Consider the following 26,291-nt stretch of genomic DNA (forward strand, 5'->3'; position numbering starts at 1 on the left):
TGGCAGCTGTCGCAGCGCGCCGTCGACACCGACGCGTGGTTCATCGTGTAGGTGGCGAAGCTCGCCGCGGTGTTCGTGTGGCAGTTCGAGCACTGCACGCCCGTCACCGGGATGTGCGGCGGCGTGGTCATACCCATCGCGGTCTTGCCGTTGTGGCAGGTCGCGCAGTTGGTGTCGGTCGCCCTGTGCTGGAATGTGGCACCGGCAAAGCTGGACGTGTTCGTATGACAGGATTCGCAGGGAAGCGCTGTCGGCACGTGTCCGCTCGACTTGCCGCGGGCAACCGTACCGTTGTGACAATTGGCGCAACCGGCGACGATGCCGGTGTGATCCATCCTCATCGCAACGCGGAAGCTGGCGGCGGTCCGGTGGCACGTGTCGCAGGGGGCCGTGGTCGTGATGTGATTTTTTGGCTTACCACGGGCCATCAGACCGTTGTGACAGGCGGCGCACGGCGCCTTCGCCTGTGTGTGATCGATGACTCGTATGTCCTTCCAGGTCGAGGTCTGGTGGCAGCTTTCGCAGCGCGTGGTGGTCTTGGGATGATTCACCGACATGCCCGCGGTCTGCGCGCCGTTGTGACAGCTCGCGCACTGCGTCGGCGTGCCTTTGAACCGCCCACCGACATGGCACGATGAGCATTCCACCGCGCGGTGACTGCCGGTCAGCGGAAATCCAGTGGAGAAATGGTCGAACGATCCCTGCCCCACGGCCGGGTCGAGTGCTGCGAACGCGAACAGGATCGCAGCGATCGCGCACCACAGTGCGGTGCGCGATTGACGCGCGAGCGGCCTAACAATGCGGTACGTGCACTCCACCCCAGTCTCCAAACTTCCCGACCACAAGATTCGGAGCTGCGCGATGCGGTCGTCTGACCGTCAGGCAAAGCGGATCCATCAGGCAAAACCGCCCGGCGGTCGCCTCTCGGAATTCCATCAAAGCTGTCACGCATGTCCGATTTGGCGAGATGGTTTCAGATCCCCATCCACTCGCCCTTCAGATAGCCACGCACTCCTTCGCTTCATCTCTGCGGCAACGCACGCGACCCCATGCGCGGTCGTCAGCCGTAGTAGTCGTTACGGTGCGAATACACCGAACCGCAGCTTGAGAAAGAGGCTTCAAGCTGGCCCAAAAATTGACCAAGCTGAATTCAAACTGAACGGCCACGCGAACTTCCGCGCACTGCTCGCGAGACGCCTGCTCGCGCATGGCGAGGCGTCCGGAACGGGCCTGATTTTGCTCATGAAAAGCCAGGACAAGCGTGCGCCTGAGCGCACGCTTTCACGATCGCCTCACAAGGCGATCGCCTTACAGAGTGATCGCGTTACAGACGAACCGGACTGATCCGCAGCGGCGTTCGATCCGACTCAGTTTCTGATCTGAACGTTGCGCCACCCGGTCGCGACATGACAGCGCTCGCAGCTCTGTCCAAAGGTACCATTGTGCACGTCTGAGCCGCGGTGACAGCTGTAGCAGTCCATCGGCAGCTTCAGATTCGGTGGAGCTTTCGCCTTGTGGCAGGACTCGCATGTGATCTTCTGATGCTGCCCTACGAGCGGAAAGCGCGTCTGTTGCGCATGATCGAATCGCCACAAGGACCAGCCGTTCGGGTTGTGGCAGCTCGCGCATCGCCCTCCGAGCCGCCCCTGGTGGAAATCCTTGTGACAGCTTTCGCAAGCGGTGGGCGTGTTCTTGTAAGTCTGGGAGCGGTGGCACTCCTCGCACGGGACCGATTTGTGCAGGCCGATCAAGGGAAACCGGGTGAGCTCGTGGTCGAACGAAAGATTCTTCCGCCAGCCCGTGTCGTTGTGGCACCTCTCACAGCGCTCCCCCAGCTTCCCCTGGTGCGGGTCCTGCTTCCGATGACATGAGACGCAGGAGGTGGCGAGCTTGTCGCGGTAGAGATCGCCCGTATGGCAGCTCTCGCACTTCACCTTGGCATGTGCGTTGCGCAGCGGAAACTTGGTCTTGTCGTGATTGAAGTGGGTGGTTTTCCACTTGTCCTGGTCGTGACAGGTCTCGCATTTCTCGCCAAAGCGGCCGGCATGGACATCCTGGAGCCGATGACAGGATACGCAAGACGTCGGCAGATCCTTGTATTGCTGGCTCGAATGACAGGTGGCGCAAGCGACCGACTTGTGGGCACCGACAAGCGGGAACTTCGTTTTTGCGTGATCGAAGGTCTTGGTGTCACGCCATTTCACGACGACATGGCAATTCTCGCAGCGCTCGCCAAGCCGCCCGTGATGAGGGTCGATCGTCTTGTGGCAGTCAAAGCAGGTCGATGGCGTGTCGCGAAACTTGACTTTCGCGACATGACACCCGGCGCACGGAACGTTCTTGTGTGCATCGACCAGCCGGTAATTGGTAAAATCGTGGTTGAAGGTTTCCTTGTCGAGCTGAACGATGTCGGTGTCGCGCCCCTTGTGGTCGGTGTGACACTGCCGGCACTCCTGGCTGAGCGCCCCCTGCTCGCGTCCATGCAGCCGCACGTGGTCCTTGCGATCGGCGGCGATTTCCTTATGGCAATCAAGGCAGAGGCCGGTCTGCGCCTTGCGCGTGAACGCTTCGTGACACTTGCCGCACTCGGTTTCGAACTTGGCGTGCTTGCCGGCCAGCGGTCCCGGCATAACCAACTTTTCCAGAACCGTCTGGGCTCGGGCCCCGACGGCCGCAAGACCGATTGCGACGATCGCAAGTGCTGCAAGGCGCCATCTCATCACGCAACTCCGTCAATAATGATGGACCGCCCACACATGCACGATGCCGGCAAGCAACATCAGGAAAAACAACGGCAGATGAAAGATGTGCCAGAGCGAAAACAGCCGCTCGAAGAACGTCAGCTCCGCCGCTTTTCGAACCGCTGCAGCATAACGCCGCACCACATTTTCAATCCGCTTCTGGCGCCTTCGCCGCTCCGACCATGACCAGCGCGCTCCTTTGGCTTCGGCGCGAACGAGCCGTCGTGCTTCCGTCACCACGTCGTGCCGAAATCGCCTGGTGCGCGCGGTAATGATCGCGCCTGTGCGCAGGCTGCCGAGCGCAGTTCGCGGCACCTTGTTCTCGAGACCCTTGCTGAAGGCGCTCAGCTGCTGCGATACAAAGGCCGCAGCCTTCATATCCTGGCCAAGGTCCGCTCTCATCGCCTCGGCTTCCGCCAACAGTTCCTTCACATGCGCCTTCCTGCCGTGAAGCCCCAAATGGATCTTGCCGTAGATGTATCTGCCGATGACGCCGCTGATGGCGACGATCAGCATCGCGAAAAATGCCACGTTGCTGTTGAGCGCCCCGAGTTTGAAATTTGCATGAAATAGAATCAGGACGGGCCCGAAGATGCCGAGCAGCATGTGGGTTCGGAACCAAAATGGGATCGACCCGATCAGGCGCATCGACTTGAACCGCTTGCGCAGCGAGTAGACCAGCAGCGATAACATCGCCAAGCTGCCGTAGATGCCGAGCCAGTACCCGGTACCGGAATCGGGCGTCACATATTCCTCATCCCTCTGCAACCATCCAACGCCCACCGCACAACAGACGATCACGGTCAGCAGAATCGGCACTATTTGTCGAAGCGGGTTGCCGCCCGTACGCGCCCTCGTCGCCCCGCTCATCCTGCGAAGCCCCGCGCCAGGTCGAATGCACTGCTCACGACATGCGACAATTCGTCGCCTGCTAATCGAGGTTCTACCGGGCCGACGAAGCCAGCCGATTGTGCACTGATGATTGCTCTATTAGGTGACGCCGTTGTCATTGATCTGAGCCTTATTTCCGCCAGCCGCTACTGATTAACGATCGCGGCTGGTCATGCGCGCACGTGTAGTGATCATTCTGGAATTTCTGTGTCGGGAGCTGTTGAGAAGAATTTGCATCTAGCGCCTGTGCCGAGAAGCAACGTTCGGCATCCGTGCGCGGCAATGACTTCCTCTGCTCCTGTCAGTCCGGATATCTGCTGACGCGCGATGACCCGCAGAACAACAATGTGAGTGCGAGAGAGGACATGGCGCTGGATCTGCTCGTCGTCTACGCCGCTCCGATGGTCGGCGTCTGGGCCGCTTACGTCGCAGCGCGCAAACATCGCGAATTCAAGAGCGTGGCAAAGCTCTCAGCCGCCAAGGAGGCTGGACTGCTCGAACCGGCATCGCTTCATCCGATCATCGATCCGGCATTGTGCATCGGTTGCGGTTCGTGCGTCAGAGCCTGTCCCGAAGGCGATATTCTCGGCCTGATCGGCGGCAAGGCCTCGCTGGTGGAGCCTTCGCATTGTATCGGGCATGGTGCCTGCAAGGCGGTATGTCCGGTGAACGCCATCACCCTTGTCTTTGGCACGGAAACGCGCGGCATCGACATCCCCAATGTCAATGAGCAGTTCCAGACCAACGTGCCGGGCATCTTCATTGCCGGAGAGCTTGGCGGGATGGGGCTGGTCCGCAATGCCATTGAGCAAGGACGTCAAGCGATCGATTCCGTTCGCAAGATGAAGGATCTCGGCAAGTCCGACATGCTCGACGTGGTGATCGTCGGGTGCGGTCCGGCCGGACTATCGGCGAGTCTCGCGGCAATGCATCACAAGCTCCGCTTCGTCACGCTGGAACAGGACTCGCTCGGAGGTACGGTCGCTCATTTCCCGCGCGGCAAGCTCGTGATGACCGCCCCCTTCACACTGCCGCTGGCCGGCAAGTTCAACTTCCGAGAGCTGAGCAAGGAGCAACTGATCAGCTTCTTCATGAGCATTGTGAACAAAACGAAGCTCAAGGTGAATATCGGCGAACGGGTCGATGCCGTCATCCAGCTCAACAACGGCTTTGAGGTGAAGACCGACCGCAACAGCTACAAGACGCGCGCGATTCTCCTGGCGATCGGTCGGCGAGGAACGCCCCGCAAGCTCGACGTTCCGGGCGAAGAGCAGTCCAAGGTGGTCTATCGCCTGATCGATCCGGAACAATATAAGGGGCAGCACGTGCTGGTCGTCGGCGGTGGCGATGCGGCGCTCGAGGCGGCCTGTTCGGTGGCCGACGAACCCGGCACCACGGTCACTTTGTCGCACCGCAGTGAATCGTTCAATCGCGCCAAGCCGAAGAATCGCGAACGGGTCGAAGCTACAGAACGCGCCGGACGTCTCAATGTCGTCCTGAACTCATCGGTGAAGCGGATCGGCGAGCACGATGTCGAAATCGACGCCAAAGGCAAGCTGAGCACGATACCCAACGACGCGATCATCGTCTGTGTCGGCGGCATCCTGCCGACCGCATTTCTCAAAAGCATGGGAATCGAAGTCGAGACCAAGTATGGCACAGCCTAGGCCCGCTCATGTCGCTACCATCCTGATCTGTCTTTTCGGCTACGAAGCCATCCCGCCCCTCGCGCGAGCGGCCAGTCCATCGGAGCTGCGCGACGGCGCGACCGTCACGACGGACGCGTCCTCTGCCGCGAGCCGGGCTGCCGATACGGCGATCCGGGCCGGACGTCCCGCCGAAGCGCTGAAGCTGCTCGAGCCGGCCGCTCTAAGCGGGGATCGCGACGCGCAATATCGCCTTGCCTCGCTCTATCGGTCCGGGCTCGGGACCAGACCTGATGACGGCCTGGCGTTCAAATGGATGAAGCTCAGCGCCGAGAAGGGACACACCAAGGCGCAATATAACCTTGCGTCGATGTATCTCGCCGGACGAGGAACGTCGACCGATGTCGAGAAGGCCCGCGAGTGGCTGCGCCGGTCCGCGGCGGCCGGCTACGAACCTGCCGGGCGGCTGCTGACCGAGGTCGCAAGCCGCAACCCTGCGGCTGCCCAGAAGCGTCCCGATGCCACCGTTCGCACTGTCGAACGCGTGGCAGCCAATCCGAAACTCGACGCCCAAGCCGCGTCGAGAAATGGTCAGCCCGATATCATCGATGCAGCCCTGCGCGGCCAGATCGCGCCAATGCGTCAGCTGATCGCAGCGAAGGCCGACGTCAACGCAACGAACGACGAAGGCGACACGCCGTTGGCGATTGCCGCAGCCGCCGGCCAGGTCAAACTCGCCGAACTCCTGCTCTCGTCAGGCGCCAACCCCAACGTCCGTAACCGGCACGGCGATACGCCGCTGATGCTGGCGGCAGACAAGGGCTACGCCGATATGGTCAAATTGCTATTGACTAAATCAGCCGACGCATCCGCGACCAGGGCAGACGGCTCGACCGCGCTCGCAATAGCCGTCAGCCGCTGCAAGGCCGAGACGATCGCTCCGCTTCTTGAACATGCGGGTGGCCTGCCGGTCCTCGAAGACGGCCGGACGCCGCTGATGGTCGCCGTTGCGTCTTGCGCCAACGAGGCGATCGCGCCACAGCTCGTCCAGCGGTCTGCGGTTGATACGACCGACAAGCAGGGCCGGACCGCGCTCTGGTACGCGGCGGATCATGGCAACGTCCGAGCGCTCGACCAGCTGATCCGCGCCGGCGCTGAGGTTGGCCGAGCCGATGCCGACGGAATGACGCCACTGCTGAAAGCTCTGGAGAACGGCGGAGCTGCGGCCGCCCTTGTTCTACTCGAGGGCGGCGCCGATCCGAAGGCTCCGACCAAGAGCGGCAACACCCCCCTGATCCTGGCGGCGCGTGCCGGACTGACCGATGTCGTCCGGACACTCTTGCAGCGCAAGGTCGATATCAACACTCGCAACGCACAAGGGATGAGTGCGCTGATGATGGCGGCCCATGAAGGTCACGTCGAGATCGCGCAAAACCTGCTTGCCGCCGGCGCCGACAAGTCCTTGAAAAACAAACGGCGAGAACGAGCGAGCGACATCGCCACGATCGGCGGCCACGGCGAAATCGCCAAGCTGCTCGAATAGCGGCCACGCTCACTTCATCTCGGACACACGACGAGATCGCTTCCTGCAACTGCGACGCAACGACGCAGCTGCAGCTGCCACTTATTCTGTCGTCCGCACGCAAGCGAGCATTCGTCAGTGAAATACGGTGTGAGCGTCGCGCCGTTCTCCTCGCTGAGAATGAGTTGCAAATAGCGACCAACCGCAATCTGACGAACATCATGTTTCCGTACGATTGATGCCCCATTCGGCGCATTGAGTGCGCCGCATCACGGACACTTGATAGTCCGTCGCAGGAATAGACGCGTCCAACGGGGGACAAGATGACAGCTGAAGCCGGATCCTTTGCTCTCATTCTGGCGCTCCTCATCTCGCTCGTGCAGTCGGTCGTGCCATTCGTCGCACTGAGGCGCCAGGAGCCGACGATTGCCGCCTTCATCCGCCAAGCAGCCCTCGGCCAGTTTCTGTTCATCGCTATCGCGTTTGCGTGCCTCACCTCGCTGTTTGTGCATTCGGACTTCTCAGTCCAGGTCGTGGCCGCCAACTCGCATACGCTCAAGCCGCTTCTCTACAAGGTCTCCGGCGTCTGGGGGAATCACGAGGGCTCCATGCTGTTGTGGGTCCTCATTCTCTCGTTGTTTGGCGCTGCGGTCGCGTTGTTCGGCACGAATCTTCCCGATGGACTGCAAAGCAAGGTGCTGGGCGTTCACGGGATGATCGGCCTCGGATTCCTGAGCTTCGTTGTCTGGACTTCGAACCCGTTCACCCGGCTCGTCGATCCTCCGCTCGAAGGCAATGGATTAAATCCAATCCTTCAAGATCCCGGCCTCGCGATCCATCCGCCGTTTCTTTATCTCGGCTACGTCGGCTTCTCGATGGCGTTCTCGTTCTCGGTCGCAGCGCTGATCGAGGGCAAGGTCGATGCGAGCTGGGCGCGGTGGGTCCGCCCCTGGGTGCTCGCTGCATGGTGTTTCCTGACGATCGGGATCACGCTCGGCAGCGCCTGGGCCTACTACACGCTGGGCTGGGGCGGCTGGTGGTTCTGGGACCCGGTGGAGAACGCCTCCTTCATGCCGTGGCTCGCCGGCACTGCGCTGCTCCATTCCGCCTTGGTGGTCGAGCGTCGGAATGCGCTTCTGAGCTGGACGATCCTGCTCGGGATCCTGACATTTTCGCTCAGCCTGATCGGCACGTTCCTGGTCCGCTCCGGTGTGCTCACCAGTGTTCATGCCTTCGCGCAGGATCCCGCCCGCGGTGCATTCATCCTTGCCATGATCCTGGTTGCAACGGGCGGCGCATTGACCCTGTTTGCGATCCGGGCGCCCACGCTGAAGCATGGCGCGCTATTTGGCGCGGTAAGCCGCGAGAGCGGACTCGTGCTCAACAATGTGGTGCTCACCACCGCTGCAGCGACGGTCTTTCTCGGCACCTTCTATCCGCTCGTGGTCGACATGATCGGAAAAGACAAGATTTCCGTTGGACCGCCCTATTACAACATGACCTTCGTTCCCATCATGGTGCCGCTTCTGCTGGCCATGACGGTTGGTCCTGTCCTGCGATGGAAGCGTGACGCCCTCGTTGATGCGCTTCGGCGGCTCAAGACCGCTGCGGGCCTGGCTGCGCTGGTCTTCCTCGGGGTTCTCGTCGCGACGTTCGGGCGCCACTTCCTGGTTGCGTTCTTCCTGGGCGTGTCCGCGTGGCTCATCGTCGGCTCGTTGATGGTGCTGGCTCACCGCATACGCCTCGGCACGTCGACGCCGCTGGCAAGGACACTCAACCTTGCGGCGACGACGCCGCTCGCCGTCTATGGCCTGGTGCTTGCCCATGCCGGCATGGGTGTGACGGTTGCGGGCATCACCGGAATGACGGCATGGGCCGGTGAGAAGATCGAGATGCTAAGGCCCGGCCAAAGCCTGCAGCTTGCCGGCTATGATGTCCGGCTACGTTCGGTCGGAAAGGTACCGGGCCCCAACTACGAGGCCGAACGCGGGATCTTCGAGATCACGCGCAATGGCAAGCCGTTCACGCAGCTGTTCAGCGAGCGTCGCTTCTATCCGGTTCGCCAACAGCTCACGACCGCCGCCGGCATCCGCACCAATCTGCTTTGGAACGTCTATGTGACCCTCGGCGATCCCGACGACAAAGGCTCCTGGGCAGTCCGTTTCTACTATCACCCCTTGATGCCGCTGGTCTGGATCGGAGCGCTGATGATGGCGTGTGGCGGCTTTGTTTCACTCGCCGACCGCCGGTTTCGCGTCGGCGCGCCGCGACGTGCCGCACAGGCCATACCAGCTGCTATCCCCGCCGAGTAGGACAACCGATGCTGCGCCTTTCCTATCTCGCTCCCCTGCTCGCCTTCCTGGGGCTCGCCGCCGGACTTGCCTTCAGCCTGTCCAACGATCCCCGCAGGATGCCGTCGACGCTGATCGACAAGCCGACACCCGCCTTCAGCATGGCTTCGCTGGACGGCAAGGACGGCGGGTTTTCCAGCACGGATCTGAAGGGCGGCGTCATGTTGCTCAACGTGTTCGCGTCCTGGTGCCCTGGATGCCGCGTCGAGCACCCCATGCTGCTGAAGCTGGCCGAGACTTCGGGAATTCCGATCTATGGACTGAACTGGAAAGATATGCGCAGCGACGGCGCGCGCTGGCTCGCGCGACACGGGAGCCCCTATGCCCGCGTCGGCACGGACGAGTCTGGCCGGATCGGCATCGATTTCGGCGTCACCGGGGTTCCCGAGACTTTCGTGATCGACCGCACCGGCCGGATCCGCTTTCGCTATCCCGGTCCTTTGACCGAGGAGGTCTGGCACGACGAATTCGAGCCGTTGCTCAAAGCATTGCGGAGCGAGTCATGACCCAGCCAAGGCTCAGCCGACTGGCATTGTTCGTCGCCCTGCTCGTGTCGACCGTCGTGGTGCCGCCGTCCCGTGCGGTGTTGCCTGACGAGATGCTCAAAGACGAAAAGCTGGAAGGCCGCGCACGCGTCCTTAGCCAGGAGCTGCGTTGCGTCGTGTGCCAGAACCAGAGCATCGACGATTCGAATGCGCCCTTGGCGCACGACCTTCGCGTGCTACTGCGAGACCGCCTGCAGGCCGGGGACAACGATCGGCAGGCCGTGGACTTCATTGTCGCCCGCTATGGCAATTTCGTCCTGCTCAAGCCACCTCTGCAGTGGAACACGATCTTGCTTTGGCTCGGACCGTTCTTGGCCCTGCTCGTGGCTGTCATCGGCTTTGGCCGCTATGTCCGCCGTGCTGCGGCCAATGCGCGCGATGGAGTGCAGGTTCCTCCACTCAATGCTGACGAACTCAAAACGATCGACGCAATCCTCGACCGACGGAGCTCCGTATGATTCTGTGGCTGATGTTGACGGCAATGATTGCTGCCGCTGCCGTCCTGATATCGACCCCATTCATCCGCCGATTTGAGCGGGCGCAGTTGGCCTCCGCTCAGGAGCTCGCCGTGTACCGCGACCAGCTCAAGGAAATCGAGGGTGAAGCGGCACGCGGTCTGATCGACAAGACCGAGGCCGAGGGTGCGACGCTCGAGATCAAACGGCGTATCCTCACGACCGATCGTGCTGACGAGGCAGCGGCAACTCCACTCAGTAACTCCGAACGGAAGTTTGCGCTCACGGTCGTCACCGGCATCGTGGTCTTCGGCTCCATTCTGCTCTATGCGGTGATCGGAAGTCCGGACGTCCCCTCCGCATCGCCGGGACAAGCGAGCAACGTACCGGCTCCAGGAGCGACGGCTGACGCCCGCCCCATCGCGACCACCCAAGGCGTGGCGTCGTCGCAGCCTTCGGCCGCCCAGGATTCGCAAGGCCGCACGTCACAGCAAGCCGGATTGCCTCCGGTGGAGGAGATGATCCAGCGTGTGCAGACGCGGCTCGATCGCAATCCGAAGGATGTCGAGGGGTGGCGGCTGCTCGGCTGGTCTCTCTTCAATATCGAACGCTTTGCGGATGCGGCTCAGGCCTACTCTCGCGCAATCGAGCTGCGCCCCGACTCCGCCGAGTACCACAGTGCGCGTGGAGAAGCGCTCGTGCGAGCGGCCGACGGCACCGTCAAGGCCGAGGCCAAGAAGGAGCTGGACGAAGCGCTGAGGCTTGATCCCAAGGACGCACGCGCGCGCTTCTTCAACGGCCTCGCCAAAGAACAGGACGGCAACAAGGAAGGGGCGATCGCCGATTGGAAGGCGATCATATTGGATGCCGATCCGAACGAGCCGTGGCTGCCGGACCTCAAGCGGCGGCTGGCCGAACTCGGAGGGGAGCAAGCTCCAGCCTCAAGCGGCCCGAACCTCTCCTCCGAACGCATGCAGGAGTTGCTCCGTTCCGACAAGGCCAAGTCCTCGACCGAGACCGCGGCTCCAAGAGGGCCGAGCCAGGACGACGTCCGCGCCGCGCAAGGCATGTCGCCGCAGGATCGCAGTGCGATGATCCGGGGCATGGTCGACAATCTTGCCAGCCGGCTCGAACAATCACCGCGCGATGCGGAAGGCTGGATCAAGCTGATCCGCTCGCGGGTCGTGCTGGGTGAGACTGAACTTGCCCGCCAGTCGCTGCAGCGGGCGCTATCCGTCTTTGCCGACGATAGCGAGGAACGAACCCGTATTGCGGACGCTGCGAAGCAGCTCGGCGTCGACCCGTAGCGAGTACGAAGGGCGTAATCACGCAGCGTGACGAGGCAGATCCATAGTGGGCGATCGGGGTGGCTACCATTCGTATCTTGCTGATAGAGGACGAGGCTGTTTACGCCGACCGGATCAGGGAAAGCCTGAGTGAAGCCGGATTCGAAGCAGATCTCGCGACAGACGGTAACGAGGGGTGGATGCTCGGCAACACTCAGAGCTATGATGCCGCCGTCCTGGATATTGGCTTGCCCCGCATCTCCGGTCTCGATGTGCTGCAGCGCTGGCGGCACGCGGGGCGGACGCTGCCTGTCCTGATCCTCTCCGCCCGCAGCGGCTGGATGGAGCGCGTCAACGGCCTCAATGCCGGCGCGGATGACTATCTGGAAAAGCCGTTCAAGGCCCAGGAGCTTGTCGCCCGGATCAACTCGCTGCTCCGTCGCGCGTCCAGCAAGCCCGATGCGGTGCTCCGTCAGCGCCAGATCGAGGTGAATGCTGCTGCCGGCCTCGTCAGCAAGGGCGGCGAGACAGTCAGCCTGAGTCCGCTCGAACTACGTATTCTTGAATTCCTGATGCGCCGCCCCGACCGCATCGTGTCCCAGCCCGAGCTGTTGGAGCATATTTATTCGGGGAACAATTCTCGCGACTCGAATACACTCGAAGTCTATATCGCCCGGCTCAGGAAGAAACTCGGGCGCGACTGCATTCGCACGATCAGAGGCATGGGATATCGCATCGGATAGACCAATGTTCGGCCGCAACTTCCGTGCTCGCATGATCGCTGGTGCGGCGATCTGGATTTCGCTCGTCTTGTTCGTCAGTGGGCTCGGCCTCTCGGCAGTCTTCCGCCGCGTCGTCGAAGCACAGTTCGATCACGACCTTCTGGATCATGCCCGCGAACTCATCGGCCTCGTGGGCATCGATTCCGAGCTGAAGCCCTTTATCGCACGCGACCTCAGCGACCCCAGATTCTCGCCTCCCCAGTCCGGCCTCTATTGGCAGGTCCTCCTGCCGAATGGCGCCACGATCCGTTCGCCGTCATTGCAGGATACGCTGTCTCTTCCGTCCGGTCCTGAAGAGGACCGCCCGCGATCGGTGGCTCCTCCGATCAGCGTCGCGGGACCGACCGGGCCGATGCGCATGGTTCGGAACATCACCCGCCCGCCCCATCTGGACCAAGCGATCGACATTCGTGTCGGTGCTGACGAGCGGCTGATCAGCGACGAGATGAAGCAATTGAACCTCACTCTCGCCACCGCGCTGGGCCTCATGGCGTTCGCAATGGTTGGTACCGCTTACGCCCAGGTTGCTTATGGCCTGCGGCCGCTCGCGCGCATACGCAGCGACCTCGCCGCGGTCAGGACCGGTAAGATCAGCCGGCTGCCCGAGGACCTGCCGGACGAAATCATGCCGCTGGTCACCGAGCTGAACGGAATGATCACTGCAAATCTCAGCATGGTCGAACGCGCCCGTGTCCTGGCGGGGAATTTTGCTCATGCGTTGAAGACGCCACTGGCCATTCTCAACGAAGAGGCGAAGGATCTCAAGGCATCCGGCAACGAGCAGATGGCAAAGATCCTGTTGGAGCAATGCTCGCGGATGGCCCTGCTGATCGACTACCAGACGGCGCGCGCACGCGCGTCAGCATCGACCAATGCCGGCGCCAGCGCGGTTCTGTCCGATATCCTGCAGACGCTGATCTGCACCTATTCGCGATTTGGTTCAGGACGCGACAAGCGGTTTCAGGTCGAAGGGCGTGCCGACATCGTGGTGGGCTGCGATCCGAATGACCTGATCGAGCTGATCGGGAACTTGCTCGACAACGCCGCGAAATGGGCGCGGCAGCACGTCGTCGTTTCAGTCTCCGACCTCGGGAGCACTGTTCTGATCTCGGTGGAGGACGATGGCCCCGGCATTCCCAAGGAGCATCGAACGCGCATCTTCGACGTCGGCGTGAGGCTGGACGAACAGAAGCCCGGCACGGGGCTCGGGCTTGCAATCGCCCGAGATCTGGCCGCTCTCTATGACGGCCAATTGTGGATCGACGAGTCGCGTCATGGCGGTGCTGCCATGAAGCTGGTTCTCAAGAAGAAAGCGCTCTGAGCTAAGCTCGTTGGGCTGAAAATACGGGCGTCGCGCCGCCCGCCCGCGCGCAACTCGTGCCATTCTCACTCGAAATGCACCGGCTCTGCTGCGGGATAGGCCATGGCGACGAACTCGCAGAAGGCCTGCGCGGCAGGAGACAAGTCGGCATCACTCTTCCAGGCGAGGCCGACATCCATCGTATGAATATCATCATCAAGCGTTTTGAGATCGATCCGATGGCCTTCCAGCGACCATGGGCGATACACCATGTCCGAGAGGATGGTGATGCCCATGCCGGCCGCGACCATGCTGCGCACGGCCTCCATCGACATGGTCCGGAAGATGACGTTGGGAACGTGCGGCGTAGGCCGCCAGTAACGCATGGCCGAGCGTTCGGCCTCGTCGACCGTCAGCATCAAATATGGCTCCGCGGCAAGGTCAGCAAGACGAACCCGCTCCTTCTGGAGCAGCGGATGACCGGCAGGCGCCCACATCCGCCGCGGCGAGCGGAGCAGAAGACGTGAGCGGATCGCCCCCCGGTCATGCAGGTTCGAAACCAGCATGACCGCAACATCGACGCGACCGTTGACGAGGCCGAACTCGATCGCGTCGCGTTCATTTTCGTGAAGGCGGACGGTGATGCTTGGAAATGCGCGCCAGAAGCGCGACAGAAGCGAGGGCATGAAATATCCGGCGACGGTGTAACTAACGGCGACATCGACGGTACCATCGACCTGCCGCCCCCAGCGATGAGGGCTTCGCACCGCGTCCGCAACACAGGCTTCGATCGCCCGGGCGCGTTGCAGGAACAGCTGCCCGTCGAATGTCAGGGTCACGCCGTTCGAGTGCCGGTCGAACAGCTTCTTTCCGAGGTCGGCCTCCAGCAGCTTGATCGACGCAGTAATGGCCGACTGCGTGACATTGAGCGTAGCAGCAGCCGCCGACACCTTGCCGGTTTCGGCCGTCGCGATGAAGTGGCGGACCTGACGGAAGGTCAGAGCCATCAAAAAATCCGATATCAGCGAACAATTTTTCGAGTTTTACAATTGCTTGGTGCGACGCCGAAAATCAAGCCGTTCGCTCGCGGTTCCTGAGAGGCGTCAAGATGGCTTCAGTTCAATTGGACCTGATTGCTCAAAATATCAGCGTCCAATTCGAGGGACTGAAAGCTTTGTCGAACGTCTCGTTGGCGATACCGCGCGGCAGCATCACCGGACTGATCGGCCCGAACGGCGCTGGAAAGACGACGTTGATCAACGTTTTGACGGGCTTCCAGCAGGCAGGTCACGGCACGATCGCGCTCGAAGGCGAAACGATCAAAGGTATTTCAGCTCACAAGCTTCGCCATAAGGGTGTGGCGCGTACCTTTCAGTCAGGCCGACTATTTCGTGAGCTGCCGGTCGTCGATAATCTGGAGGTCACCGGCGTCGGTCTCGGCCTCAGCCGCCGCGAGGCGCTCGCGGAAGCCGAGCACGTCATGGATTGGCTGGGCATTGCGCATCTCGCCAACACCCTCGCGGGAGCACTGCCCTACACCGACGAGCGGCGCGTCGCGATTGGCCGTGCCATCATGTGCAAGCCTCGCTATCTGCTGCTGGATGAGCCGGCGGCAGGCATGTCGGAGCACGAGAGCCATGAGCTGGCGTCGATCATTCGGCGCATTGCCTCAGAATTCGGCATAGGAGTGCTACTGATCGAGCACAATATCGGCTTGGTGCTCGAACTGTGCGAACGCATCTTCGTTCTGGACTCCGGCGAGATCATTGAGGTCGGCCCCCCCGCCCAGATTCGTTCGAGCGACGCGGTCCGGCACGCCTATATGGGCACTCAGCACGATGAGGTGATCCCCGCCCTTGCCGTCGATGGGGCAACCGTCTGATGACGCTGCTCACGGTCGACAATCTCACGGTGCGCTATGGCCGCCTGACCGCGCTGCGCGGCGTCAGCCTTGCCATCGAGGAAGGCGAGATCCTGTTCGTGACCGGGCCCAACGGCGCCGGCAAGTCGACACTGCTGAACGCGATCGCCGGCGTCGTGCCGCCCGCCTCGGGCAGCATCACGTTCGACGGCGCGACCATCACAGCTGCGCCGCCGGAGCAGATCGCGCGGCGCGGCTTCTCCATGGTGCCGGAGGGACGCAATGTCTTCGGCGCGTTGACGATTGAGGAAAATCTGAAAGTCGGCGCCGGCATGCGGTCCGACAAGCACAAGATCGCCGCCGACCTGGAGGCCGTCTACAGCGAATTCCCAATTCTGGCGGACCGCCGCCATGCCGTTGCCGGCATGCTGTCCGGCGGCCAGCAGCAGATGCTCGTCATCGGCCGCGCGCTGATGACGTCGCCCCGCCTGATCGCCATCGACGAGCCGTCGCTTGGCCTCGCGCCCAAGATCATCGATCAGGTCTACGAAATCCTGGCGCGGCTACGCGCGCAACGGAGGCTCACGCTGCTGATCGTCGAGCAGAGCTCGACCCGCGCCATGATGACCGGCGGACGAATGATCCTGATGCGCGGCGGCCGCATCGTCCTCGAAGGGCCGGCCAGCGAGATGGTCAAGGATGAGCGCCTGAAGCAGGCCTATTTCGGGTTCGGAGACCACTGAGCATGACGGAGCTGCTGCAGATCGTGTTCGATGCGCTGAGCCTCGGCAGCCTCTACGCGCTCGGTGCGCTGGGGATCGCGCTCATCTTCGGCGTGATGCGGCTGGTCAACTTCGCTCATGGCGATTTCATCGCCTCTTGCGTGTTCGCAATGCTGTGGCCATCGACCAGTGCAGCCGCAATCGTGTTTGCCGGTAACCTGCCCTTTTATCTGCTGGTGCCGCTGCTCCTCATCATCGGCGCCGGCTTGTCGGTATTGTCGGAAGTGATCGTATTCCGTCGCTTCCGCAACGCCAATCCGGCCACCATGATGATCGCGTCCTTCGCGCTCGGCTTCGCCATCCGCAACTTCCTGCTGATGCTGTATTCCAGCCGCCCGAAGTCGATCACGCTGTGGCCGACGCTCGGCCTGCCGGTCGAGGTGCTGGGTGCCCGCATTCCGATGCTTCAGGTGGTCACGATCGTCGTCACGCTGACCGTTCTCGCCGCCTTGACGCTGTTCCTGAAGCGAACGCGCTATGGCCTCGAAATGCGCGCCGCAGCCGAGAACTTCACCATGGCCCGGATGCTCGGTGTCCGCGCCAACGCGGTCATCCTGTTCGCCTTCGCCATCAGCGGCATGCTTGCGGCTGCGATCGGGCTGATCCTGGCGACCAATTCCGGGACGGCCGATATCAATATGGGCGCCAATGTCATGCTGATCGCCTTCATCGCCACCGTCATCGGCGGTCTGGGCAGCGTGCCGGGCGCGGTCGCTGCCGGCTTCCTGATCGGCGCGGCCAGCGTCGTGTTCCAGGCTACGCTGCCGCACGACGCCCGCGTCTTCCGCGACGCCTTCGTCTATGGCGCGGTCATCGTGGTTCTGCTGGTGCGCCCGCAAGGGCTGTTCGCACCGAAATCCGCCAAGCAGAGGGTCTGAACCATGTCGCAGCGGCCTTCAGTCCTATGGCGGACCATCGCGACGCCGGTCATCCTCGCCGTGCTGCTGCTCGTGATTGCGGCTCTCAGCTATCAGTTCGGCAGCCGCGCCTTCAACCGCACCATCGTCGAGATGTTCATCAACATCATGGTGGTCGTCGGCCTCTATGTCTTCATCGGCAATTCCGGCCTCTTGTCGTTCGGCCATATCAGCTTCATGTGCCTCGGCGCCTATATGACGGCGTGGCTGACCATCCCGCCGGTGATGAAATCGATCACGCTCAAGGGCCTGCCGACATGGCTGCTGCACGCCAAGCTATCGATGTGGCTGGCGACCCCGATCTCCGGCCTGTTCGTGGCGCTGTTCGCCCTGGTCGTCGGGCGCGTCATCATGCGGCTATCGGGAATCGCCGCATCGATTGCCACCTTCGGCCTGCTCGGCGTCGTCAACAACGTCTATTCGAACTGGGACTCGGTCACCGGCGGGCAAGGCTCGATCGTCGGCATCCCGCCGACCATGAACGTCTGGAACGGCTGGCTCGGCGCCACCGTCGCCATCGCGATCGCGTATCTGTTTGCGATCTCCCGCTCGGGCCTGGCCCTGCGCGCCACCCGCGATGAAGCCGTCGCCGCCAATGCTTCCGGCATCGACATCGTCCGGGAACGGCTGATCGCCTTCGTCGTCAGCGCCTTCATCATCGGCCTTGCGGGGGCGCTCTACGCGCACTTCCTCAGCATCGTCAATCCCGGCGCGTTCTATCTGCGCACCACCTTCATCACCCTGTCGATGCTTGTCGTCGGCGGCATGTACAGCCTCAGCGGCGCCGTGATCGGCGTCGTCGCGATGTCCACATTGATCGAGTTGTTCCGCAACCTCGAAAAGGGCGTCAACCTGGGCGGGCTGACGGTTGCCCTCCCCAATGGCGTTCAGGAGGTCGCGATCGGCGTCATCACCATCGTCATCCTGATGTATCTGCCGACCGGCCTGACCCGCAATCGCGAATTGTCCTGGAGTGGATGGCGGCGGCGGCAAGTGGTGCCGCGCCCGGTCCAGCCCGCGCTTGAAGAGTCTAACTGATACTTTGGTCGAGACAACGGAGGAGAGTTACTGATGCGTTTGACGAAGTTGGCGGGGGGGCTCGCCGTGCTGGTGGCGTTGTGGTGTGCACCGTCCCAGGCAGCAGACGAGATTGTCGTCGGTTTTGCCACCGCGGCATCCGGCTTCATGCAGGCCTACGATAAGCCGGCCCAGGATGCAGCGATGATCCGCATCGAGGAGATCAACAAGGCCGGCGGGCTGCTCGGCAAGAAGATCAAGGCGGTCTTCGCCGACACCAAGACCGACCAGGCCGAAGGCGCCAAAGCGGGCCTGGCCGTGCTCGACCAGGGTGCGGACCTCGTCATCGTCTCCTGCGACTATGATTTCGGTGCGCCAGCCGCCTTGCAGGCGCAGGCCGCCAACAAGGTCTCGTTCTTCCTGTGCGCCGAATCGATCAAGGCCGGAATCCCCGGCGTCGGCCCCTACTCCTTCTCGGCGTCCGTGCTGGCGGCCGTGCAGGGCGCAACCATGGCCGAATGGGCGTACAAGAAGAAGAACGCCCGCAGCTTCTACCGGCTGCTCGACAGCTGGACCGTCTACAACAAGGGCATCTGCGACGGCTTCGACTGGATGATGCCGCATCTCAAGGACGCCACGCTCGCCGGCAGCGATACCTTCAAGAATGACGACGCCTCGATCGCCTCGCAGATCACCCGCATCAAGAGCCTGCCCAAGGAACCGGACGCCATCATGCTGTGCACGATGATGCCGGGCGCAGTTTCCGCGGTGAAACAGATCCGGGCCGCCGGCATCAAGTCGATGATCCTCAACGGATCGAGCATGGATGGCAGCTATTGGCTGAATGCCGTCCCGGACCTCTCGAACTTCTATGTGCCGGTGCAGGGCTCGATCTACGGCGACGATCCCAATCCGAAGGTCGGCGAGTTCAACAAGAAATACAAGGAAGTGACGGGCGGCGATCCGTCGAGCCAGTATGTCTATCCGGGCTACGTCCTGATCGACGTCTGGGCCAAGGCGGTCGAGCGGGCCAAGACGACCGACGCCGAAGCCGTGGTCGCCGAGCTCGAGAAGATGAACAACGAGCCGACCCTGTTCGGACCGCGCACCTTCAGCAAGGAGCTGCACCACCAGAACCAGGGCCGGTACCTGATCGTCGATACCGAGCAGGGCAAGCCGAAGGTGATCGACGAGTGGACGATCTCGGAAAAGATTCCGGTCGACTATCTCGTGTCGAAATAGACCCTTGAAAGGCGCCGCAGCTCATAAATAGTCTGCGGCGCCCCTCACTCTGATGATCTAAAGAGCGCAGACGCCGGGAGAACGACGGGAAATGGTCACCATCAATTGCGACATGGGCGAGGCTTTCAGTATTTACAAACTCGGCGATGACGACAGCCTCATGCCCCTGATCGACGTTGCCAACGTCGCCTGCGGGTTCCACGGCTCCGACTTCAACCACATGCGCAGGACCGTGCGTCTGGCCAAGAAATACGGCGTCAAGGTCGGGGCGCATCCCTCGCTGCCCGATCTGCAGGGGTTTGGACGGCGCGAGATGAAGCTCGGCCGCGAGGAGATGACCAATTGCATCCTCTATCAGGTCGGCGCGCTCAAGGCCTTCCTGGATGCGGAGGGCATGGCCCTCAATCACATCAAGCCGCACGGTTCGCTCTATGGCATGGCTTCGCGGATGGAAGAGATCGCAGATGCGGTCTGCGATGTGGCCGACGTCTACAAGGTGCCGCTGTTCGGGATGAAAGGCACGCTGCACGAGACGGTCTACCCGCGTCGCGGCCACAGCTTTGTCGCCGAATATTACGCCGATCTCGATTACAATCAGGACGGCTCGCTGATCGTGACCCGCGAGCACGACGCCAAGGACCCGACCGAGGCGGCCTCGCGCTGCCTGCGCGCCATCACCGACGGCCAGACGAAAACGGTGGCCGGAAACGACGTCGCCGTGGGATCCGACTCCATTTGCGTCCATTCTGACACGCCGAACGCGGTCGCGATCACCAAGGCCGTGCGCGAGGCCCTCCGCTCCTATTTGCCGGCGCGCTAATCCGATCGACCCGCGACAATCACGAGGACACCATGGCTATCCAGCAGATCTTTTCTCCCCTGCCCGGCATTTTCTACCGCAAGCCCGCGCCCGACCAGCCGGCCTACAAGAGCGACGGCGACGCCATCACCGACAACGACACGATCGGCCTGATCGAGGTCATGAAGTCGTTCAACGAGGTCAAGGCCGGCATCACGGGCAAGCTCGTGCGATTCCTCGCCGAGAATGAAGACGCCGTGATGGCCGGTCAGCCGATCGCCGAGGTCGAGGTTTGAGGGCGCCCGATCGATCCATGACCATCCAAAAACTTCTGATCGCCAATCGCGGCGAGATCGCCGTGCGCATCATCCGCGCTGCGCGCGAGCTCGGCATCGCCACCGTGCAGGTCTACAGCAAGGCGGACAAGGAGTCGCTTGCGGTCCGGCTCGCCGACGAGAGCGTCGAGATCGGGCCGGCGCAGGCGTCGAAATCCTATCTCAGGCGTGATGCGATCCTGGCCGCAGCCAACGAGACCTCCGCCGACGCGATCCATCCCGGCTACGGCTTCCTTGCCGAGAACGCCGAATTCGCGGCGGCAGTGGAGGAAGCCGGGCTGATCTTCGTCGGACCGACGGCGCAATCGATCCGCCTGATGGGCGACAAGGTCGCCGCACGCGCGGCAGCTGCCGCAGCTGATGTGCCCACAGTGCCCGGCAGCCGCGGCCGGCTGGAGTCGGCGGAAGAGGCGTTCGCCCTGGTGGAGACGACGGGCTTCCCGGTGGTGATCAAGGCGGCCGCCGGTGGTGGCGGTCGCGGCATTCGCATCGCGCGCTCGGCCGAGGAATTTCATCATCTGATGCCGCAGGCACAAGCGGAGGCGCTCGCCGCCTTCGGCGACGGCGGCCTTTACGTCGAGAAGCTGATCGAAGGCGCGCGGCACATCGAGGTGCAGGTGCTCGGCGACGGGCACGACGTCATCCATTGCTACGAGCGCGAATGTTCGCTGCAGCGGCGCCGGCAGAAGGTCTGGGAGGAAGCGCCCTCGCCATCGCTGCCGTCCGCGGTTCGGGAGCAGCTGTGCGCCTCGGCCGTGGCGCTCGCCAAGGCGGTGCATTACCGCGGCGCCGGCACGCTGGAATATCTCTATGACAGCAGCAGCGGCGCGTTCTATTTCCTGGAGATGAACACCCGTATTCAGGTCGAGCATCCCGTCACCGAGATGGTCACCGGCATCGACCTCGTGCGCGAGATGATCCGGATCGCGGGCGGCGAGCGCCTGCGCATCAGCCAGGATCAGGTGCGCCTGCACGGTCATTCGATCGAAGTCCGGATCAATGCCGAAGACCCCGCAAAGGGCTTCATGCCCAACCCGGGCACCGTGACTGCCCTCGACGTCCCCGGCGGCAACGGCGTCCGTTTCGATAGCATGCTCTATCCCGGCTATACGGTGCCGCCGTTCTACGACAGCCTGCTCGGCAAGCTGATCGTGCATGATGAGGACAGGGCCGCTGCGATCCGGCGACTCGCGCGTGCGCTGACCGAGTTGAACATCGAAGGCCTGGTGACGACCAAGTCTCTCCATCAGGCGCTCGCACAGGATTCCGAGGTGCAGGCGGCGCGGTTTCATACCGCCTGGCTAGAGCCATGGCTGGAAGCCAATGCCGCGCGGCTCGTCGCACCTGCCGCGCCAGCTCGTGCCGTCATCTCAGAACCCGCCCCGTCCGCAACAGGAGGCCAGTGATCCCGATGCAAACCAGATTTTCCTTCGGCGGCGATGAGCACATCTTCGCCGAGGTCGACGAAGCGATGTCGCTTGAGGCATTCTTCAAGAGCCTCTTCATCACCAACGCCGTGCGCGACGCCAAGATCAAGGGCGTGACCGAGATCTGCCCGGCCAACGCGTCCTATCAGGTGAAGTTCGATCCCGACGTGATCAAGCCGGACGATCTGCTCGCCGAGCTGAAACGGATGGATGCGGCGGCCGACAAGTCCGAGCCCGTGATCGCGACACGGATCATCGAGATTCCCGTGCTCTACAACGATCCCTGGACGCACGAGACCCTGATGCGCTTCCGCGAACGCCATCAGGACCCGGCCAGTACCGATCTCGAATATTCCGCACGCATCAACAATCTCGACGGCGTCGATGCCTTCATCGAGGCGCATTCCAGCGCGCCCTGGTTTGTCTCGATGGTCGGCTTCGTTGCCGGCCTGCCGTTCCTGTACCAGATGGTCGAACGCCAGCGGCAGATCCAGGCCCCGAAATATCTGCGCCCGCGCACCGACACCCCGAAGCTGACGATCGGGCACGGCGGCTGTTTCAGCTGCATCTATTCGGTGCGCGGCGCCGGCGGCTACCAGATGTACGGCGTCACGCCGATGCCGATCTACGATCCCAACCAGACCATCAGCTACCTGAAGGACTTCATGTGCCTGTTCAAGCCCGGTGACATCGTGAAGTGGAAGCCGATCGATCGCGCCGCCTATGATGCGGCGGTCGCCGATGTCGACGCCGGCCGCTTCGCTCCCGTGATCCGCGACGTCTCGTTCTCGCTCGCCGAATTCAACCGCGACATCGACGGCTACAATCGCAAGCTGGAGGGCGTTCTCCATGGCCATTAAGGTGTTGAAGCCGGGTCTGGCGACCACTGTCCAGGATCTCGGACGTCCGGGCTATTATCACATCGGCATCCCGCTTTCCGGCGGCATGGACCGGCACGCGCTGGTGGCGGCAAATTTGCTGGTCGGCAATCCCGAGGGCGCCGCGGTGCTCGAGGCCGTCTTCATGGGGCCGGAGCTGGAATTCACTGATGACGCCATGGTCGCAGTGACCGGCGCCGAGCTGCCGCCGAAGCTCGACGGCCAGCCGCAGCAGACCTGGTCATCCTTCAAGGTGAAGGCCGGCCAGAAGCTGTCGTTTGATTTCCTCAAGAAAGGTGCGCGCGCCTATATCGCGGTGGCCGGCGGCATCGATGTGCCGGTGGTGCTCGGCTCGCGCTCGACCTATGCGCTCGGCGCGCTCGGCGGCTTCAAGGGTCGCAAGCTGGAGGCCGGCGACGAGCTGCCGGTCGGTGTGGCGGCGACAGCCGTTGCGGAAGGACGCACCGTCCCCGACTCCCTGCGCGGCCTGCCCCCGGGCATGCCGACCGAGCTGCGCGTGATGCCCGGCCTCTACTGGCACCGCATCACCGAGGCCGCCGGCATCGGCTTCTTCGATGATACTTGGAAGGTCGCGCCGGAGGCCGATCGGATCGGCTACCGTTTCAGGGGCGGCAAGCCGCTCGAATTCGTGCCGCGCGAGCCGCCCTTCGGGGCCGGCTCGGATCCCTCCAACATCACCGATGCCTGTTATCCCTATGGTTCGATCCAGGTGCCCGGCGGCACCGAACCGATCGTGCTGCATCGAGACGCGGTGTCGGGTGGCGGCTACTTCATGGTCGGCACCGTGATCTCCGCCGACATGGATCTGATCGGCCAGTTGCAGCCGAACACGCCGGTGAAGTTCGTCAAGGTGGACATGGAGACGGCGCTGTCGGCCCGCAAAGACAAAGCCGAACTGCTGGCTGGGCTCCGCTCCTCGCTCGCGGCCTAATCGCCGGAACTGGAGTCCCCCTTCTGCCTCCGCACGGGACAGCCGGCTCAAGAGGCTGACGACAAGACCCCGGCTCGATCGTCGCATGTCGAGCGATCGGGCACGGCAATTGCTGCGTAGAATTGCGTCTCATCCTCGGAGTGCGTGATATGCAGGCCAGTTACGCGACCGCCGACATCCCCCGCCACAGCCGCCGGCAGTTCTGGCAGGACGTCGTATCCAGGATCTATTTTCCGCTGGATCTGTCCTTCCCGGGACGTCGCGACTTTCGGGGAAGCCTGGCGGCGTGGTCGCTGGGCCCGGTGTCGGTCTCCCGCAATGTCTCGGATGGCCTGCTCTACAAGCGCCATGCGCACCATCTCCTCGCCGAACGCGAAGAGAGCTACCTGATCACGGTACCCGACCATGGCGAGATCCGCTTCGCGCAGGACGGCAAGGACGTCCGCTGCGGACCCGGAGCGTTCCTGATCGAGCGGAGCCACTCGCCATATGAGTTCAGTCATCGCGATCCCGCCGCGCTCTGGGTGCTGAAGATTCCGGGCACGGCGCTGCGCGCGCGCATCGGCTGCCCGGAACGTCTTGCCACCCGGCAGATCGATGCCGCACGCGGCGCCGGCGCCCTCTTCGTCGATACGCTCCGCCTGACCGGCGCACGGATCGAGGAGATCGATGAACCGGCGCGCGCGCTGACCGGCAGACATCTGATCGACCTCCTGGTGATGGCGGTCGAATCCGATCGGAGCGAGCTCGTCGGCCAGTCCTCCTCGGTGCGCAACGCGCACCTGCATCGCTGCGAACATTTCATCCGGACCCATCTCGACGACATGCGGCTCGTCCCCCAGGTGGTGGCCGATCGATGCGGTATCTCGCTGCGATATTTGCACCAGATCTTCGAGGCCGAGGGCATCACCGTGTGCAGCTACATCCGCAACCAGAGGCTCGCGATGTGTGACGCGATGCTGCGCGATCCGGCGTGCCGAAAGAGCCTGGCTGAAATTGCCTATCATTGGGGGTATGGCGACCAGGCGCAGTTCAGCCGCCATTATCGCGGTCGTTTCGGTCGCACGCCGAGCGAAGCGCGCGCTGCATACCGCGCCTGCGATTCCTGAAAATCGCTATCGCCACCGTCTGGATCGCGATAAAGCTTACTCTTCCGTCCTCAGAAAGCCACCTTGTCCATGCGAACGAATTCCCTGCAGAGCAAAGATATCGCCCACCAGATCCATCCCGCGACCAATATGAGGCGGCATGAGCGCGTCGGTCCGATCGTGATCAGCCGCGGCTCCGGTATCTATGTCTATGACGACGAGGGGCGCGAATATATCGAAGGCCTTGCGGGCCTGTGGAGCGTGGGGCTCGGTTTCGGCGAGAAGCGGCTGGTCGAGGCGGCGACGCGGCAGATGGCCAAGCTGCCCTATTACCACATCTTCACCCACAAGTCCCACGAGCCCTCGACACTCCTGGCCGAGAAGCTCGTCTCCCTGGCCCCTCCCGGACTGAAGCATGTGTTCTTCACCAATTCCGGCGGGGAAGCCAACGACAGCGCGATCAAGTTCGTCTGGTACTACAACAACGCGCTCGGTCGCACCGAGAAGAAGAAGTTCATCGCCCGCCAGGGCGCCTATCACGGTATCACGATCGGCGCCGGCAGCCTGACCGGGCTGCAGGCCAACCAGCGCGGCTTCGACCTGCCCCTGCCCTTCGCCAAGCACGTGACGTGCCCGCATTACTACCGCTTCGGGCTGCCCGGCGAGAGCGAGGAAGCCTTCACCGAACGGCTCGCGACCGAGCTCGAAGAGCTGATCCTCAGCGAGGGACCGGACACGGTGGCCGCCTTCATCGGCGAGCCGCTGATGGGCGCCGGTGGCGTGATCGTGCCGCCCGTGAACTACTGGCAGCGCGTCCAGGAGGTCTGCCGCAAATACGACGTGCTTGTCATCGCCGACGAGGTGATCAACGGGTTCGGTCGTCTCGGCACCACGTTCGGCTGCGACACTTTCGGCATCAAGCCGGACATCCTGGTCTGCTCCAAGCAGCTGACATCGTCCTACCAGCCGCTTGCCGCCGTGCTCATCAGCGACACCATGTATCAGGCGATGGCCGACCAGTCCGACCGGCTCGGCACCTTCGGGCATGGCTATACCACGAGCGCGCATCCGGTCGCGACCGCGGTTGCGCTGGAGAACCTCGCGATCATCGAGGAGCGCGGGTTGGTCGCGCACGCTGCCGAGGTCGGCGCTTACTTGCGCGAAAAGCTGGCGCGCTTTGCCGATCATCCGCTGGTTGGCGAAGTCCGCGGCCGCGGCCTGATCGCGGCGGTCGAATTGGTCGCCGACAAGGCGACCAAGGCCAAGTTCGAGCCGGTCGGCAAGGTCGGCATGAAGTTCTTCGACCGCGCCCATGATCACGGCCTGATCATCCGCAACGTCGGCGACAGCATCGCGATGTGCCCGCCGATGATCATCACCACGGCGCAGGTCGACGAAATGTTGAAGCGTTTCGCCGCCACGCTCGACGATGTCACGGCGTGGGTCAATGCGGGGATGCCGGAGGGCTGAGCGG

Annotated in this window: 24 protein-coding genes and 1 pseudogene; 21 read left to right on the forward strand and 4 right to left on the reverse strand. The window is 62.8% G+C overall.

Going from position 1 to position 26,291, the window contains the following annotated elements; all coding sequences use genetic code 11:
• Positions 1-818, reverse strand: a pseudogene (locus QX034_RS00005) (hypothetical protein); the annotation flags it as partial.
• Positions 819-1,104: 286 nt separating this feature from the next.
• On the opposite strand from QX034_RS00005, the gene QX034_RS00010 reads away from it, so the two are divergent.
• Positions 1,105-1,344, forward strand: a complete 240-nt coding sequence (locus QX034_RS00010; RefSeq protein ID WP_315705935.1) for a hypothetical protein — start codon at positions 1,105-1,107, stop codon at positions 1,342-1,344.
• A gap of 23 nt (positions 1,345-1,367) precedes the next feature.
• Here the strand turns inward: QX034_RS00010 and QX034_RS00015 are convergent, their stop codons facing one another.
• A complete protein-coding gene (locus QX034_RS00015; protein WP_315705934.1) occupies positions 1,368-2,720 on the reverse strand; it encodes a cytochrome C in 1,353 nt (450 codons plus the stop codon).
• A 12-nt stretch (positions 2,721-2,732) separates the two neighbouring features.
• Positions 2,733-3,560, reverse strand: a complete 828-nt coding sequence (locus QX034_RS00020) for a pyridine nucleotide-disulfide oxidoreductase (protein WP_315705933.1) — start codon at positions 3,558-3,560, stop codon at positions 2,733-2,735.
• Between the two features lie 437 nt (positions 3,561-3,997).
• Here QX034_RS00020 and QX034_RS00025 point away from each other — a divergent pair, with 437 nt between their 5' ends.
• The 8 genes from QX034_RS00025 (at position 3,998) to QX034_RS00060 (ending at position 13,540) form a co-directional block, all read left to right on the forward strand.
• On the forward strand, positions 3,998-5,299 hold the full coding sequence (locus tag QX034_RS00025; RefSeq protein ID WP_315705932.1) for an NAD(P)-binding domain-containing protein: 1,302 nt from the start codon (positions 3,998-4,000) through the stop codon (positions 5,297-5,299).
• On the forward strand, positions 5,286-6,821 hold the full coding sequence (locus tag QX034_RS00030) for an ankyrin repeat domain-containing protein (RefSeq protein ID WP_315705931.1): 1,536 nt from the start codon (positions 5,286-5,288) through the stop codon (positions 6,819-6,821). Before QX034_RS00025 ends, QX034_RS00030 begins: the two co-directional genes overlap by 14 nt.
• A 302-nt stretch (positions 6,822-7,123) precedes the next feature.
• Complete coding sequence (locus tag QX034_RS00035; protein WP_316194900.1) at positions 7,124-9,112, forward strand: heme lyase CcmF/NrfE family subunit; 1,989 nt, start codon at positions 7,124-7,126, stop codon at positions 9,110-9,112.
• Positions 9,113-9,120: 8 nt separating this feature from the next.
• Complete coding sequence (locus tag QX034_RS00040) at positions 9,121-9,657, forward strand: DsbE family thiol:disulfide interchange protein (protein ID WP_315705929.1); 537 nt, start codon at positions 9,121-9,123, stop codon at positions 9,655-9,657.
• On the forward strand, positions 9,654-10,154 hold the full coding sequence (locus tag QX034_RS00045; RefSeq protein WP_315705928.1) for a cytochrome c-type biogenesis protein: 501 nt from the start codon (positions 9,654-9,656) through the stop codon (positions 10,152-10,154). The genes QX034_RS00040 and QX034_RS00045 overlap by 4 nt, the downstream gene beginning before the upstream one ends.
• On the forward strand, positions 10,151-11,458 hold the full coding sequence (gene ccmI / locus QX034_RS00050; protein ID WP_316194902.1) for a c-type cytochrome biogenesis protein CcmI: 1,308 nt from the start codon (positions 10,151-10,153) through the stop codon (positions 11,456-11,458). Before QX034_RS00045 ends, ccmI begins: the two co-directional genes overlap by 4 nt.
• A 59-nt stretch (positions 11,459-11,517) precedes the next feature.
• A complete protein-coding gene (locus QX034_RS00055) occupies positions 11,518-12,180 on the forward strand; it encodes a response regulator transcription factor (RefSeq protein ID WP_315705926.1) in 663 nt (220 codons plus the stop codon).
• A gap of 4 nt (positions 12,181-12,184) precedes the next feature.
• Positions 12,185-13,540, forward strand: a complete 1,356-nt coding sequence (locus tag QX034_RS00060) for a HAMP domain-containing sensor histidine kinase (RefSeq protein ID WP_315705925.1) — start codon at positions 12,185-12,187, stop codon at positions 13,538-13,540.
• A 65-nt stretch (positions 13,541-13,605) separates the two neighbouring features.
• Here the strand turns inward: QX034_RS00060 and QX034_RS00065 are convergent, their stop codons facing one another.
• Positions 13,606-14,526 (reverse strand): LysR substrate-binding domain-containing protein, encoded by a 921-nt coding sequence (locus tag QX034_RS00065; protein WP_315705924.1) that lies wholly within the window; start codon positions 14,524-14,526, stop codon positions 13,606-13,608.
• A 116-nt stretch (positions 14,527-14,642) separates the two neighbouring features.
• Between QX034_RS00065 and QX034_RS00070 the strand changes: the two genes are divergently transcribed.
• The 12 genes from QX034_RS00070 to QX034_RS00125 all read left to right on the forward strand — a co-directional run bounded on the left by QX034_RS00070 (position 14,643) and on the right by QX034_RS00125 (position 26,287).
• A complete protein-coding gene (locus tag QX034_RS00070; protein WP_315727954.1) occupies positions 14,643-15,401 on the forward strand; it encodes an ABC transporter ATP-binding protein in 759 nt (252 codons plus the stop codon).
• Entirely contained in the window at positions 15,401-16,123 is a 723-nt protein-coding gene (locus QX034_RS00075) for an ABC transporter ATP-binding protein (RefSeq protein ID WP_315705922.1), read from the forward strand. The genes QX034_RS00070 and QX034_RS00075 overlap by 1 nt, the downstream gene beginning before the upstream one ends.
• Positions 16,124-16,125: 2 nt before the next feature.
• Complete coding sequence (locus QX034_RS00080) at positions 16,126-17,040, forward strand: branched-chain amino acid ABC transporter permease (RefSeq protein WP_315705921.1); 915 nt, start codon at positions 16,126-16,128, stop codon at positions 17,038-17,040.
• 3 nt (positions 17,041-17,043) lie between these two features.
• Positions 17,044-18,117 (forward strand): branched-chain amino acid ABC transporter permease, encoded by a 1,074-nt coding sequence (locus tag QX034_RS00085; RefSeq protein ID WP_316168584.1) that lies wholly within the window; start codon positions 17,044-17,046, stop codon positions 18,115-18,117.
• 33 nt (positions 18,118-18,150) lie between these two features.
• A complete protein-coding gene (locus QX034_RS00090) occupies positions 18,151-19,338 on the forward strand; it encodes an ABC transporter substrate-binding protein (RefSeq protein ID WP_315705919.1) in 1,188 nt (395 codons plus the stop codon).
• Between the two features lie 91 nt (positions 19,339-19,429).
• Positions 19,430-20,158, forward strand: a complete 729-nt coding sequence (locus QX034_RS00095; protein WP_315705918.1) for a LamB/YcsF family protein — start codon at positions 19,430-19,432, stop codon at positions 20,156-20,158.
• Positions 20,159-20,190: 32 nt separating this feature from the next.
• Positions 20,191-20,433 (forward strand): acetyl-CoA carboxylase, encoded by a 243-nt coding sequence (locus tag QX034_RS00100; protein WP_315705917.1) that lies wholly within the window; start codon positions 20,191-20,193, stop codon positions 20,431-20,433.
• 17 nt (positions 20,434-20,450) lie between these two features.
• Positions 20,451-21,878, forward strand: coding sequence for an acetyl-CoA carboxylase biotin carboxylase subunit (locus QX034_RS00105; protein WP_316194904.1), 1,428 nt, complete (start codon positions 20,451-20,453; stop codon positions 21,876-21,878).
• 5 nt (positions 21,879-21,883) lie between these two features.
• Complete coding sequence (locus tag QX034_RS00110) at positions 21,884-22,759, forward strand: allophanate hydrolase subunit 1 (RefSeq protein ID WP_315745500.1); 876 nt, start codon at positions 21,884-21,886, stop codon at positions 22,757-22,759.
• A complete protein-coding gene (locus QX034_RS00115; protein ID WP_315745501.1) occupies positions 22,749-23,729 on the forward strand; it encodes a biotin-dependent carboxyltransferase family protein in 981 nt (326 codons plus the stop codon). The genes QX034_RS00110 and QX034_RS00115 overlap by 11 nt, the downstream gene beginning before the upstream one ends.
• A 149-nt stretch (positions 23,730-23,878) precedes the next feature.
• Positions 23,879-24,838 carry a helix-turn-helix domain-containing protein gene (locus QX034_RS00120; RefSeq protein ID WP_316194906.1) on the forward strand — a complete coding sequence of 320 codons (960 nt, stop codon included), beginning with the start codon at positions 23,879-23,881 and terminating at the stop codon, positions 24,836-24,838.
• Positions 24,839-24,907: 69 nt separating this feature from the next.
• On the forward strand, positions 24,908-26,287 hold the full coding sequence (locus QX034_RS00125) for an aspartate aminotransferase family protein (protein WP_316194908.1): 1,380 nt from the start codon (positions 24,908-24,910) through the stop codon (positions 26,285-26,287).
• The last annotated feature ends 4 nt before the right edge of the window (positions 26,288-26,291 follow it).

The organism is Bradyrhizobium sp. SZCCHNR3119, from assembly GCF_032487775.1.
Classification (GTDB): domain Bacteria; phylum Pseudomonadota; class Alphaproteobacteria; order Rhizobiales; family Xanthobacteraceae; genus Bradyrhizobium.